The sequence below is a fragment of the Bacteroides sp. HF-4919 genome, from assembly GCF_018860125.1.
Genome location: NZ_JAHKNF010000003.1, coordinates 131,130 through 144,595 on the forward strand (window position 1 = coordinate 131,130; position 13,466 = coordinate 144,595).

The 13,466-nt window shown below is 39.7% G+C and carries 13 protein-coding genes; 6 read left to right on the top strand and 7 right to left on the bottom strand.

Translation table 11 applies throughout. The annotated features are described in order from the left end of the window. Positions 1–131: 131 nt before the first annotated feature. Positions 132–3,203 (top strand): response regulator, encoded by a 3,072-nt coding sequence (locus KO473_RS06620; RefSeq protein ID WP_216035093.1) that lies wholly within the window; start codon positions 132–134, stop codon positions 3,201–3,203. Between the two features lie 207 nt (positions 3,204–3,410). Here the strand turns inward: KO473_RS06620 and KO473_RS06625 are convergent, their stop codons facing one another. The 7 genes from KO473_RS06625 to uvrB form a co-directional block, all read right to left on the bottom strand. Beyond that, on the bottom strand, positions 3,411–3,866 hold the full coding sequence (locus KO473_RS06625; protein ID WP_122130445.1) for a DUF6078 family protein: 456 nt from the start codon (positions 3,864–3,866) through the stop codon (positions 3,411–3,413). A 297-nt stretch (positions 3,867–4,163) separates the two neighbouring features. Then, positions 4,164–4,592, bottom strand: coding sequence for an Hsp20/alpha crystallin family protein (locus KO473_RS06630; protein WP_005778266.1), 429 nt, complete (start codon positions 4,590–4,592; stop codon positions 4,164–4,166). A 244-nt stretch (positions 4,593–4,836) separates the two neighbouring features. Beyond that, on the bottom strand, positions 4,837–5,301 hold the full coding sequence (locus KO473_RS06635) for a hypothetical protein (RefSeq protein ID WP_005820550.1): 465 nt from the start codon (positions 5,299–5,301) through the stop codon (positions 4,837–4,839). Positions 5,302–5,365: 64 nt separating this feature from the next. Further along, entirely contained in the window at positions 5,366–5,743 is a 378-nt protein-coding gene (locus KO473_RS06640; protein ID WP_005820548.1) for a GxxExxY protein, read from the bottom strand. Between the two features lie 161 nt (positions 5,744–5,904). Further along, positions 5,905–6,681 (bottom strand): transglutaminase-like domain-containing protein, encoded by a 777-nt coding sequence (locus tag KO473_RS06645; protein WP_032537417.1) that lies wholly within the window; start codon positions 6,679–6,681, stop codon positions 5,905–5,907. A gap of 42 nt (positions 6,682–6,723) precedes the next feature. Then, the gene (locus tag KO473_RS06650) at positions 6,724–7,362 is read right to left on the bottom strand and encodes a vancomycin high temperature exclusion protein (protein WP_005820542.1); all 639 of its coding nucleotides are present in this window, start codon (positions 7,360–7,362) and stop codon (positions 6,724–6,726) included. A gap of 294 nt (positions 7,363–7,656) precedes the next feature. Then, the gene (gene uvrB / locus KO473_RS06655) at positions 7,657–9,690 is read right to left on the bottom strand and encodes an excinuclease ABC subunit UvrB (RefSeq protein ID WP_005778254.1); all 2,034 of its coding nucleotides are present in this window, start codon (positions 9,688–9,690) and stop codon (positions 7,657–7,659) included. Between the two features lie 115 nt (positions 9,691–9,805). On the opposite strand from uvrB, the gene KO473_RS06660 reads away from it, so the two are divergent. The 5 genes from KO473_RS06660 (at position 9,806) to KO473_RS06680 (ending at position 13,456) form a co-directional block, all read left to right on the top strand. Then, complete coding sequence (locus KO473_RS06660) at positions 9,806–11,104, top strand: phenylacetate--CoA ligase family protein (protein WP_005778252.1); 1,299 nt, start codon at positions 9,806–9,808, stop codon at positions 11,102–11,104. 26 nt (positions 11,105–11,130) lie between these two features. Next, on the top strand, positions 11,131–11,556 hold the full coding sequence (locus tag KO473_RS06665; RefSeq protein WP_005778250.1) for a hypothetical protein: 426 nt from the start codon (positions 11,131–11,133) through the stop codon (positions 11,554–11,556). A 186-nt stretch (positions 11,557–11,742) separates the two neighbouring features. Beyond that, positions 11,743–12,546: an outer membrane protein assembly factor BamD gene (locus KO473_RS06670; protein ID WP_005778248.1), complete on the top strand. Its 804-nt coding sequence runs from the start codon at positions 11,743–11,745 to the stop codon at positions 12,544–12,546. Positions 12,547–12,561: 15 nt separating this feature from the next. Further along, positions 12,562–12,897, top strand: coding sequence for a DNA-directed RNA polymerase subunit omega (locus KO473_RS06675; protein ID WP_005778246.1), 336 nt, complete (start codon positions 12,562–12,564; stop codon positions 12,895–12,897). A gap of 109 nt (positions 12,898–13,006) precedes the next feature. Next, positions 13,007–13,456, top strand: a complete 450-nt coding sequence (locus tag KO473_RS06680) for a DUF4293 domain-containing protein (protein ID WP_005778244.1) — start codon at positions 13,007–13,009, stop codon at positions 13,454–13,456. Positions 13,457–13,466 lie beyond the last annotated feature (10 nt).

The window sequence follows — 13,466 nt, forward strand, 5'->3', positions numbered from 1 at the left end:
TAGGCAGTGGAGAGCTTCAAAAAGCATTCGAAAAGTGGTTAACAGACTGGAAAATTTAGGATAAACCTGTGTTTGCTTGCAACTTATGTGTATTTTTGTAGAAAGAAACAGATATACTAAGATATTACGTAATGAGCAAACAAACATCAAGCCCTTCTCAAACCCATAGACTTCAGCAAACTATATATGAAAATCTTCCCGTAGGGATGGAATTGTATGATTGTGAAGGCCGCCTGATAGAGATAAACAGTGTAGGACTGAAAATGATGGGGGTGAAGGATAAACAAGATATGTTGGGTATCAACATTTTTGAAAACCCGAATGTTCCCGATGAAATGAAGAGCCGCTTGCGTGCGGGAGAGAATATTCGTTTTACAGTCAAGTATGATTTTGAATTAGCCAAATTTTATTATCCGACAACTTTATCAGGGATACGTTATTTTGAAATTACCGTATCGGTAGTCCGGGATGATGAGAATAAGGAGATCGATAAGTTCCTTTTTATAGCACAGGATGTGACCGAAACGGTACGTACCGAAGAGATATTACGTCAAAGCAAGCAAAAAACCGCATTGGCCATGCAGGCCGCCGATGTGGTTTTATGGGAATTTGATGTTCGCACTCATTTGTTCTATGCGGAGAATGAACCACTTAATAACTGCGATTCTACCCAGCCCCTCACTATTGAAGATTATAAAAAACATATTCATCCGGAGGATTGGAAAGAAGCGGAACCCATTTTGCTTGATATGCTTAATGGCTGTGATTGTCTGTATGAAATGGATATCCGGATTAGACTGTCCGATACATCAGAGTGGCAATATTGTAAATTGAATTGTTCTCCGTATGAGAGGGGAGTCGATGGAAAAGTTGTCAAGTACGTAGGGTTTCGCAAAAACAACACAGAGTTACAAAGACGGAAGTTATTGCAAGAGAACATTTTGAATAGCATACCGTTGCCTATACACATAAAAGATGTGGAAGATGATTTTCGTTATGTTTTCTGTAATGAAGAAAGTATGCGGATGTTTGGCACCTATGAAGGTGAAACAGTAAGTGACATTCTGGATCGTGAACAGGCGGAGCGCATGCAAAAAACAGATTTGGAAGTTTTTACTACCGGCAAGCCTTATTTTGGGGTAGAAAGAATTATTTTGAAGGATGGTCGCAGCTATGATACCATTGTACGCAAGAATATCATTTATGATGGTAGCAAGCGTCTGTTGCTCAATATTCGTTGGGATCAGAAATTGCAGAATGACCTTGAACGCCGTGCCAAGGTTCTTTCCATATCCATGGAGGTGATGAATGCTTATACTTGGTTTTACGAGCCGTCGAAGCAAAGAGTCAGTTTTGGTGAGGGATTTGATAAGATAGGGCGGAATGCTTTGGACATCAATACTTTTGAAAAGTTTGCAGAATGTGTGCATCCTGACGACCGGAGGCAGTTCATCGGTACAATGGATGCAGTGCTGAAGCAGGATAGTGGTGAATGGGACATAGAATATCGTGCAGACTTGCGGGGAAACGGGAATTACGAATGGTGGCAAACCCGTGGAGTGCTTGAGACCTCTATTCTTAATGATACTCCTTATCAGTATGTCTCCGGCATGACGATCAGCATTGAATCTTATAAACAGACAGAATTGACTTTGCTGAAGAATAAGGAGAAACTGAAGAGGCTGATCCGGCAGAATGAATTGGTACTGAATAATACTAATTCCGGATTGGCTTATATCACTAAAGATTATGTTGTGCAATGGGAAAATGTATCGGTCTGTTCGTCCAGCCTTTCCTTTGAGGCATATAAGCGGAGAGAGTGCTGTTATAAGAGTGCCCATAACCGGACTTCTCCCTGTGAAAATTGTGTGTTAGGCAAAGTATTGGCATCAAGGCAGATGGAAAAGATAAAGTTTCATTCGGAAAACAACCGGATTGTAGAGGTATTGGCTACTCCCGTATTTGGTGAAGGTGAAGAGATAGATGGCATCGTGATTCGTGTGGATGATATTACTGACAGAGAGAGAATGATCGAAGAACTGAGGCAGGCGAAGCTGCTGGCCGAACAATCGGATAAACTTAAGTCAGCTTTTCTTGCCAATATGAGTCATGAAATCCGTACACCGCTAAATGCGATTGTCGGCTTCTCTGATTTACTGATGAACTCGGAGGAGCAGGCTGATAGAGAAGAGTATATGCAGATTATCAATACCAATAACGAACTGTTGCTGAAACTTATTAATGATATCCTGGACCTGTCGAAATTGGAGTCCGGTTCGGTGGAACTAAAATATGAAGATTTTGATCTGGCCGAATATTTTAATGGCATGGCATCTTCTATGAAGCAACGAATAGTTAATCCGGAAGTCCGGTTGGTGACGATTAATCCTTATGATGTATGTCTGGTGAAACTTGACAGAAACCGTGTGGCACAAGTGATGACTAATTATGTCACAAATGCCATTAAATATACTCCGAAAGGATCTATAGAAATGGGGTATGAAGTAATGGATACAGGAATCCGTCTGTATGTAAAAGACACAGGTATCGGCATACCGGAGGAGAAAAAGAATAAAGTTTTCCATCGGTTCGAGAAACTCGATGAGTTTGCTCAAGGCACAGGGCTCGGCCTTTCTATCTGTAAGGCAATTACCGAATCGATGGGAGGAAGTGTCGGTTTTGAATCTAAATACCATGAAGGCTCTCTGTTCTGGGCCATTATTCCTTGCAATCCGGAAGTGAAAACCGGGCGGGAGCCCGAAAGGCATATCGGGCCAAGCATAGATGAAGAGAATATGACATATGGCCGGAATCTGAATGCGGCTTTGGATAGAAAGACGATTCTGATAGCAGAAGATATCTCAAGTAATTATCTGTTATTATCGGTCATGCTGTGTAAGCATTATAATTTGCTTCATGCCATGAATGGACAGCAAGCTGTAGAGATGGCGAAGAACTACAGGATTGATCTTTTGCTGATGGATATGAAAATGCCTGTAATGGACGGACTGACGGCAACAGTCGAGATTCGTAAGTTCAATAAGGAATTACCCATTGTAGCGCTTACGGCACATGCTTTCGACTCCGATAAGGCAGCTGCATTAGAAGCCGGTTGCAATGATTATCTTGCCAAGCCGGTAGATAAGGCAAGACTGATGTCTGTATTACGTAAATACTGCTATTCTCCGGATATTGCTTTATGATGGTTTACTAAATAATCGCTGATTATCAAAATGTTATATTTACCATGGTTTTACATTGCTATGTAAAACCATTTACCTCGGTATGTAACGTCTTTTACCTCCGTGCGTAAATCCTTTTACCCCGGTATGTAAACGGAATATTCCTTTGGGGCCGGAGGAGTTAGGCCCTATTGTTAAAAGGTAGATCCGGTAATATGAAGTGATCCTTTAATCAGTTTCATTATGCCATTTGTACTCTTCTATATAATTATCAAAGTATTCTTCTTGATGAACGCCCAGCTTTTGGGCAAGTGAGATGACTTGTAGTTGTTCGGCGGGAGAGAGTAAAGTTTCCCCTTTTCGCTTCTGGTAATATCGTCTGATTCCCCAAGTGGCAATTAGCTTGTAGCGGAATGTACTCGCTGCATTTACCGTCAGGATTCTCGTAGTGCGTACAAATCCTTTAGCATAACGTACTTTTTCGTTTGAACAGTAATGTTGACATCTTTTTCTTGTCGCTTCTTTATTTGCTTTCGGATTCAGTATAGACAGAAAAGTTATACTTGCCGGAACATGATCGTACGCAATGCGACGCAGGCAAGTATCGGCATTTGGACAATCTTGTTCTGTACATAAACTAAAATTATTGGGAACCATTGAGTAGTCGAACGTTTCTTTTTCCATTGTATATATAATAGGTTAATAATAGTTTTACAAAGGTACAACATATATTACCAAATTTCCTAATTAAAGCAATCTAATTGATGAAGTGCCGGTTGAATATTCAAAAAAAGATGGATGACAGACTTGATGTTATTGAAGGAATAATGATATAATGTTTGTTTTATTCCATCTTGGCGTGGGCTAATTGTGTTGCACTTTATAAAAAAATACACCGGAACTTCATCTCCTTAGGGAGAATAATTCCGGTGTAGCCCTTAGTCCTCTTTGTGTTAGGGGACCTTTCCTTATTCAATGAGCTTATTTAACTTCAATGGTTCTGTCCGGTTTCTTCACTTCTTCTTCACTTAATTTGGGCAATTCAATATTCAAAACTCCATTTTCTACTTGTGCGGAAATGTGATCTTTGTCTACATTTTCAGGCAGAATCATTGTCTGCTGGAATTTTGAGTACGAAAACTCACGGCGCAGATAACGACCGTCTTTTTTCTCTTCTTTGTTTTCAGTTTTCTTTTCCATTGAAATTACCAGGTTGTTTTCTTCGTCAATACGCACGTTGAAATCTTCCTTGGTCATTCCCGGTGCAGCCAGCTCTACTTTGTAGGCTTTTTCAGTTTCAATTACGTTGATAGCAGGTGCAGTAGCATTTGCTTTTACCATCCATTCGTTATCAAAGAAATCATTAAAGATACTTGGTAACCAATTCTGAGATCTTCTAACAGGCATCATAATTTAGTCTCCTATCTTTTTAGTTAAACATTCAGGTTAATTTTTGAACTCCGGCTCTTTCTTTTGAACCGTTGTTCACTAAAGAAGATACAAAACCTGTGCCAGTGCCATATTCTTTCTTTGTTTGACTAAATGTCAGAGATGTAATGTCAAACTTGCTATCTTGCTGTCAAATTGTTCTCCTATTTATACTTTGATAAGATATTTGTTAAAAATCCCTTGGTCGTTCGATATCATTACATGCCTATTTTATCAGTTTGAATCTAAGGCGTAATTTTCCGTCGGCATAGTCGTAACTGATAATTTTAAAGATGCCTATTTCCGATGTGTTTTCTACGTGTTGCCCGATGCAGGCGCAGGCATCGTAATCTCCTATTCTAACAATACGCAACATTTCGCTTGCATTTTCCGGAAGCTTACTCAGGTCTACAATGCTTTTGGCTTTTTCGTGTGTCATGAACTCACAGGTTACAGGTAAATGGCGATTGATGGCTTCGTTTACTTTTTCTTCAATGGCATGAATCTGCTCCTCGGTTGGGCAAACCGGAAGTTCGTAATCACATTTGCTCTTTTTCTTTTCGATATGTGCATTACGTGAACGTGGACATCCGAATGTTTTTACCATAGTAGCATTGAGCAAATGCTCTGCTGTATGCATAGGTGCAATTGACACATCCTGAAACTTGGGGGCTGCTTGGTTTATTTCCATAATAGACAAATTTTTATTGTTTTTAGACATAAGAACAAAAGAACATATTTTTTCTTATGGGTGATTATAAATGTTTATATTCTCTGAATTTTCTTTTTATTTCAATGCGTTCACCGCCAAAGTTTATTAATAAGCCGTGGTCTGTATTGGTAGCGGTTAAGTAATTTACTAATTGGGTTTCGTGTATGGGAAGAAGATGCTGTACAGCTTTAAGCTCAATGATTATTTCTCCTTTTACAATTATGTCCGCTCTAAATTCTCCCACAATTTCATCTTTGTAATATACATTTATAGGCATTTCTGTATCTGCATGAATACCTTTTTCCTTTAATTCAATCATCAATGCTTTCTGATAAACACTTTCAAGAAAACCCGCAGCAAGATGTGTTCTTACATTATATGCACACTGAATAATAGTTTTTATCAAACTTTCTATTTCCATATTCCTTCTTTTGTTCTTATGTTCTTTTGTCTAAAAAACAAAATAATATGTCTCTTTCGTATGCATAGGGGGATATTCTTGTTTGTTATGGTCGTTGAGTTGAAGTTGTTGTTCCATAATTATCTGAATGTTATTCACCTTTCTATATTTTTGATATGTATTTATTCTTTTACTATTTCTATAGATTTAGGTACTAAATCCATGAAAGAGTTCAGTCCGCAGTCTGCATAATCTTTTCCGGCAAAGAGTCGGATTATAGTTGTCGGTAGCCAGCTTTTTCCAGATTGCGGGTCTACTGCCATCCATCCGTATTGTTTAAGGTAACATTCGGCCCAGGCATGACATCCATAGAATTTTTGTTCAGGTATAAAAATAAAGCCGGCAACAAAACGGCAAGGAATTCCTTTCTTTCTCATAAGTGCCGTGAACAAATTGGTGTATTCGCTACAAGTACCTTTCTTTCTTTGGAGAATATGATTTACATCCAATGTTTTACAATCACCTTTTGAAATAGCCATGGCTAAAGAATCGTCAAAACTTATATAATGGGATACAAACTCTAAGCCTTTTTTAATAATTATCATTGTACTGTCTTCACCTTTGAATAAAGAGTCTGTTATGAGTTCGATAGCAGGAGAAGAATAGTCGATAAGTTTGGTTGGGTTCAGATAAGGAGCAACCTCTTCGTCATAGATGTCATTGGGGATATAAAGGGCCTTTTCTGCTACTTTTCTTTTTAAGGTATCGTCATAAGCTTTGGATACTTTTACGGTGAAATGGTAGACACTGTCTGCCTTTTTAAAATCAGAAACCTCTTGTGGATAAGAATCTGTGACCGGAGAGTAATTTCTTGTCACCATTCGATAAGTCGTCTGAGCATGACACAGGAAAGAAAATGGCATCAGCGACAATAAAAAAAGAAATAGCAACTTTTGCATGTTTTTCATGATAACTGAGTTATTAGAGAAATATTAAAATTATTATTCCGGTATCTCTACCTTTTCCCCAAGATGTTTGGGAGCTTTATCGGTAATGATATCTATAAAGACTTTTACTCTTGCCAGTAATTCTCGAAGGTTGGTTTTAAAGCCGGCATATGCACTCACGTCCTGAGCATTATATCCAATAACCTGAAGATGGTTTTGCTGAGCCAGAAAAATAGCCCGTTCATTGTGAAATTCTTGTGAAATCAGAGTGAAACGCTCCAGACCAAAAATTAAATGCGCTCTTATAACAGAGTCCAATGTTCTCAGACCGGCATAGTCTAATATGATTTGCTGTTCGGGAATACCTGTGGCAATTAATGCCTGCTTCATTTCTTCGGGTTCATTATAATCATTTCTCCGATTGTCACCGCTCACCAATATATATTTGATTTTTCCTGCATTGTATAATTCTGTGGCAGCTTTAATCCGATAGTCGAAATACAGATTGTTTTTCCCGTTTTTCAATTTGGGCGAGGTGCCCAATAACAGACCTACTTTATTATAGGGAATATCGGATACTGTTGAATAAAGATATGCTTCACTGTTTTTCTGAATAGTCCGATTACATACATAGATGGTAATTACAAGAACTGTCAGCAATAAAGGTGCTCCTATAAAGATAATCTTTTTCATTTTTTATATTCAGAGTTCTTTGCAAAGATAGGGATTTGGGTTGAAAGTTGACTTGAAAGCATAAAAAAAGGAGCAACGCCTTGCTCCAACCTTTGTTAACCTTAAATCTAATACTATGAAAAACACATTGCAAAGATACAGCTTTTTCAAGTATTGGCAAGCGTTTTATTAGAAACGCCTGATTTTATAACATTTATTTTATTTCTTAATTGAATTTGTTAGGATAATTAAGAAAAAGATGGTTTCTCCGATATATTCTAACTACTTGTTATTCTATCAAAACCAAGGTGCTTTTTATCCTGGCCACTTCTCTTTCATTAAGTCTTCCATCTTGAGCAATTCGTCCCTGTATTGGGCAGCTTCAATGAATTCCAGCTTCTTAGCTGCTTCTTGCATCAGTTTACGGGTGCGTTCCATACTTTTCTCCAGCTGAGCTTTACTCATATACTGTACGACCGGGTCTGCGGCAATATTGGGTGAAGAGGGTTCCACGTATGCACGGGTTGCTTTTTGCGTTTCCTCCATTTCGTTACCATTGCCGAATACAGCCAGGTTGCGTGCTTTCTTAATCTGCTGTGGAGTGATTCCATGCTCTTCATTGTATGCGAGTTGTTTTTCGCGGCGGCGGTTAGTTTCGTCAATGGTCAGTCGCATGCTGTCCGTGATCTTGTCGGCATACATAATTACCATTCCGTTTACGTTTCGGGCAGCTCGTCCGGCCGTTTGGGTTAATGAGCGGTGTGAACGGAGAAAACCTTCTTTATCTGCGTCGAGGATGGCCACCAGTGATACTTCCGGAAGATCAAGTCCTTCACGTAATAAATTTACCCCGATCAATACGTCATATACACCTTGGCGAAGATCATCCATGATCTTGACGCGCTCTAAGGTATCCACATCGCTGTGGATATAGTTACAACGTACATTATTATTTAATAGATATTCCGTTAATTCTTCAGCCATACGTTTAGTCAGAGTAGTTACGAGTACGCGCTCTTCCCGTTCGATACGGAGTTGGATCTCTTCCATCAAATCGTCTATTTGGTTTAGACTGGGGCGTACTTCGATAATAGGATCCAATAGACCGGTAGGGCGGATCACTTGCTCAACGACGATGCCTTCTGATTGCACCAGTTCGTAATCGGCGGGGGTAGCACTTACATAGATAACCTGTTTAGCCATTGATTCGAATTCTTCGAACTTTAACGGGCGATTGTCCATTGCGGCAGGCAGTCGGAAGCCATATTCCACCAAGTTAATTTTGCGGGCCCGGTCTCCTCCGTACATAGCACGTATTTGCGGAACACTTACGTGACTTTCATCTATTACAATCAAGAAATCATCCGGAAAAAAATCCAACAGACAGTAAGGGCGTGTACCTGCTGCACGACCGTCAAAGTATCGTGAATAGTTTTCGATGCCGGAACAATGACCCAGTTCCCGTATCATTTCCATATCATATGTTACTCGCTCATAAAGGCGTTTCGCTTCATATTCTTTGCCGATAGATTCGAAATAGGCAACCTGTTTGGTGAGATCATCCTCTATTTCATGGATGGCGCGTAAGGTTGCTTCTTTGGTAGTCATAAACAGGTTGGCGGGATATATTTTATAAGCCTCAAAAGGTGCGATGGTTACTCCGGAAACCGGATCTACTTCTTCGATGCCGTCAATTTCATCCCCCCAAAAGGTAACCCGAAGTAAATTGTCCGAGTAGGCCAGATAAATGTCTACCGTGTCTCCTTTTACCCGGAAATTTCCACGATTGAGTTCGATGTCGTTACGCATATACAGACTATCTACCAATCGTCGGAGAAACACATTGCGGTTGATGGTTCGCCCTCTCTCTATTTCAATAACATTATCATAAAAATCCGATGGATTTCCCATACCATAGATGCAAGATACGGAAGATACCACCACCACATCTTTTCTTCCGGAAAGGAGAGCTGAAGTTGCAGCCAATCTGAGCTTGTCAATTTCATCATTGATAGCGAGGTCCTTTTCTATATATGTATCCGAACTCGGAAGGTAGGCTTCCGGCTGGTAATAATCATAATAAGAGACGTAATATTCGACAGCGTTATTGGGGAAAAATCCTTTAAATTCACCATATAGCTGAGCTGCCAGCGTTTTGTTATGGCTCAGAATCAACGTAGGTTTATTGATATTGGCAATAACATTGGCAATGGTGAATGTCTTTCCGGAACCGGTTACACCCAGTAACGTTTGTGCCGGTATACCTTCAAGAACTCCTTCAGTCAGTTGTGCGATTGCTTCCGGCTGATCTCCGGTTGGCTTGTATGCGGATGTTAATTCAAAATTCATGTTTCTTTTTTCTTTCAGAAGACAATATTCGGCAAAATAGTTGAGATAAACAAATAGATTTTTAAAATAAATCCTTTACTTTGCACAACATAACTAACAAAATACAACGAAAGACATGATTTGGAATGAGAGCATCGAATGCATGGAACGCGATAATTTGCGTAAAATCCAGAGCATTAGACTAAAGAAAATAGTAGAATACGTTTATCACAATACGCCGTTCTATCGTAGGAAAATGCAAGAATTAGGTATCACTCCTGATGATATCAACGGAATAGAAGACATCTCCAAACTACCATTTACCACTAAATTAGATTTACGCGACAATTATCCATTCGGACTGTGTGCCGTGCCTATGAGTCAGATTGTACGTATCCATGCATCATCGGGTACTACCGGCAAACCGACTGTAGTAGGGTATACCCGTAAAGACTTATCGTCCTGGGCAGAGTGTTTGTCCCGTGCCTTTACGGCCTATGGGGCAAGCCGTTCGGATATATTTCAGGTGTCATATGGCTACGGTCTGTTTACAGGTGGGCTGGGAGCACATGCCGGTGCCGAAAATATCGGGGCTTCAGTTATTCCCATGTCGAGTGGTAATACGGAGAAACAGATTACTTTGATGCATGATTTCGGATCAACCGTCCTATGTTGTACACCGTCTTATGCCCTTTATCTGGCTGATGCGATTAATGATTCCGGTTTCCCGCGTGAAGAGTTTAAGCTGAAAGCAGGCGCCTTCGGTGCGGAACCCTGGACAGAAAGCATGCGTAAAGACATCGAGGCAAAATTAGGGATTAAGGCTTATGATATATATGGATTAAGTGAAATTGCAGGTCCCGGCGTCGGATATGAATGTGAGTGTCAAAACGGTACCCACTTGAATGAAGATCATTTCTTCCCTGAAATAATAGATCCGCATACATTACAGCCTGTAGAGCCCGGGCAGACCGGTGAATTGGTTTTCACCCATCTGACTAAAGAGGGTATGCCTCTATTGCGTTACAGGACGAAAGATCTGACCGCATTGCATTATGAAAAATGCTCTTGTGGACGTACTTTGGTACGTATGGATCGTATTCTGGGACGCAGCGATGATATGCTTATTATCCGTGGAGTCAATGTATTCCCCACACAGATTGAATCTGTTATTTTGGAAATGGTAGAGTTTGAGCCGCATTACCTGCTGACTATCGACCGTAAGAATAATACGGATACTATGGAACTGAAAGTTGAAGTTCGTCCGGACTATTATTCGGATGAAATAAATAAGATGCTGGCTTTAAAGAAAAAGCTGACAGCACGTTTGCAGAGTGTGTTAGGTTTGGGAGTAGATGTGAAGTTGGTGGAACCTCGCAGCATCGAGCGTAGTGTGGGTAAAGCGAAGCGTGTGATTGATAATAGAAAACTATAACGAATATAAATATAAAGTCATTTATTATGGTAGCAAAACAACTTTCCATTTTTTTGGAAAATAAATCAGGCCGACTGACAGAGGTGACTGAAGTATTGGCAAAGGAAGGTATTAATCTTTCGGCTCTTTGCATTGCTGAGAACGCCGATTTTGGTATTCTCCGCGGAATTGTATCCGATCCGGATAAGGCTTACAAAGCTTTAAAAGATAACCATTTCGCAGTCAATGTGACGGAGGTGGTAGGTATTAACTGCCCTAACGTGCCCGGTGCGTTGGCTAAAGTATTACAATATCTTTCCAATGAAGGGGTTTTCATTGAATATATGTATTCATTTGCCAATAATAATTCTGCAAATGTGATTATCCGTCCCAACGATATGGAAAATTGTATCCGAGTGTTAACAGAGAAGAAAGTTGACTTGCTGGCGGCAAGCGACCTGTATAAACTGTAAAACCTGTGAGTAGTGATGGGTGGTTAGTGAATGACTGTTGCATTGTTTATAAATTAGCCATCCATCATCGCTTGTTCACTATTCGTAACTAAACTCTATTCTTCCATTCTTTTTTATCTTAAAAAACATTGATTAATTGGTTTATTCAGCGCGAATCTTTAACTTTGCGCATTATTTAAATACAGAATGAAGAAGAACATCATTATAACGCTGCTTGCAGCTACTGTTTTATCCTCGTGTGGAGAGTACAATAAGTTGCTAAAAAGCACCGATTACGAATACAAGTATGAGGCCGCTAAGAACTACTTCGCTAAAGGTCAGTATAATCGATCGGCTACATTGCTGAACGAGTTGATAACTATCCTGAAAGGTACGGATAAAGCAGAAGAATCATTATACATGCTGGCTATGAGTTATTATAATCAGAAAGATTATTCTACTGCGGCCCAGTCATTTATCACTTACTTCAATACATATCCGCGCGGTCAGTTCTCAGAGTTGGCCCGCTTCCATGCCGGTAAAGCTCTGTATTTGGATACTCCTGAACCCCGTTTGGATCAATCAAGTACTTATCAGGCTATCCAGCAGTTGCAGATGTTTCTGGAATATTATCCCCAGAGCAGTAGAAAACAGGAGGCACAAAATATGATTTTTGCTTTGCAGGACAAGTTGGTTTTGAAAGAACTTCTGTCTGCCAGATTATATTATAATCTTGGTAATTATCTGGGCAATAACTTCATGTCTTGTGTGATCACTGCCCAGAATGCTTTAAAGGACTATCCTTATACTGATTATCGTGAAGAACTGTCTATATTGATTCTCCGGGCCAAGTATGAAATGGCGGTGAATAGTGTGGAAGACAAGAAGATGGATCGTTACCGTGAAACGGTAGACGAATATTATGCTTTCAAGAATGAATTTCCGGAAAGTAAATATCTGAAGGAAGCCGAAAAGATATTCAAAGATTCTCAAAAAGTAATTAAAGACTAAATTATAAATAGATTTATGGATTACAAGAAAACAAATGCTCCGACGAATACCATTACCCGTGATATGATGGACTTATGTGCCGATACCGGTAATGTTTATGAAACAGTAGCTATCATTGGTAAGCGTGCCAATCAGATCAGTGTGGAAATAAAGAACGACCTTTCCAAGAAACTTGCGGAGTTTGCTTCCTACAACGATAATTTGGAGGAGGTATTTGAAAATAGAGAGCAGATCGAAATTTCACGTTACTACGAGAAATTGCCGAAACCCGATTTGATTGCTGCGCAAGAGTATGTAGAAGGAAAGATCTATTATAGAAACCCGGCAAAGGAAAAAGAAAAATTACAGTAATTTTCTTCGCCGGTTGAAGAGTTAACAGTCAAGTAGTAAGTAGGAGTCTATTCTTCTATCTCTTATTGCTTGACTTTTTTATTCCGGATTAAACACAACTTTAAAAACTATGATTCAACGAATTCAAACGATTTATCTTTTGCTTGTTACTGCATTACTGATAACAAGTATGTGTCTGCCTGTCGGCAGTTTTATAGGTGCTGATGCTGCCATGTATACTTTCAAACCATTGGGGGTGGAACAGAACGGAATGTTTTATTCTACTTGGGGAGTATTTGGTATATTGTTGCTTAGTGCAATCATCGCATTTGCCACAATCTTTCTTTTCAAGAACCGTATGTTGCAGATTCGCATGTCGATATTCAATAGCATTTTGTTGATTGGTTATTATCTTACCTTTCTTGCTTTTATGTTTGTCCTGAAGAAAGATCTGAATGCTGCTTTTCAGATTTCATGGGCGTTGTGCCTGCCGTTGATTTCGATTATTCTCAACTATTTGGCTATTCGTGCGATAGGACGGGATGAAGTGATGGTAAAGGCTGCCGACCGTCTCCGATAAAAAAGATTCA

Bases quoted from the DNA above. Each gene is read 5' to 3' on its own strand.
- KO473_RS06620 (WP_216035093.1), top strand. From the start codon at position 132: ATGAGCAAACAAACATCAAGCCCTTCTCAAACCCATAGACTTCAGCAA.
- KO473_RS06625 (WP_122130445.1), bottom strand. From the start codon at position 3,866: ATGGAAAAAGAAACGTTCGACTACTCAATGGTTCCCAATAATTTTAGT.
- KO473_RS06630 (WP_005778266.1), bottom strand. From the start codon at position 4,592: ATGATGCCTGTTAGAAGATCTCAGAATTGGTTACCAAGTATCTTTAAT.
- KO473_RS06635 (WP_005820550.1), bottom strand. From the start codon at position 5,301: ATGGAAATAAACCAAGCAGCCCCCAAGTTTCAGGATGTGTCAATTGCA.
- KO473_RS06640 (WP_005820548.1), bottom strand. From the start codon at position 5,743: ATGGAAATAGAAAGTTTGATAAAAACTATTATTCAGTGTGCATATAAT.
- KO473_RS06645 (WP_032537417.1), bottom strand. From the start codon at position 6,681: ATGCAAAAGTTGCTATTTCTTTTTTTATTGTCGCTGATGCCATTTTCT.
- KO473_RS06650 (WP_005820542.1), bottom strand. From the start codon at position 7,362: ATGAAAAAGATTATCTTTATAGGAGCACCTTTATTGCTGACAGTTCTT.
- uvrB (WP_005778254.1), bottom strand. From the start codon at position 9,690: ATGAATTTTGAATTAACATCCGCATACAAGCCAACCGGAGATCAGCCG.
- KO473_RS06660 (WP_005778252.1), top strand. From the start codon at position 9,806: ATGATTTGGAATGAGAGCATCGAATGCATGGAACGCGATAATTTGCGT.
- KO473_RS06665 (WP_005778250.1), top strand. From the start codon at position 11,131: ATGGTAGCAAAACAACTTTCCATTTTTTTGGAAAATAAATCAGGCCGA.
- KO473_RS06670 (WP_005778248.1), top strand. From the start codon at position 11,743: ATGAAGAAGAACATCATTATAACGCTGCTTGCAGCTACTGTTTTATCC.
- KO473_RS06675 (WP_005778246.1), top strand. From the start codon at position 12,562: ATGGATTACAAGAAAACAAATGCTCCGACGAATACCATTACCCGTGAT.
- KO473_RS06680 (WP_005778244.1), top strand. From the start codon at position 13,007: ATGATTCAACGAATTCAAACGATTTATCTTTTGCTTGTTACTGCATTA.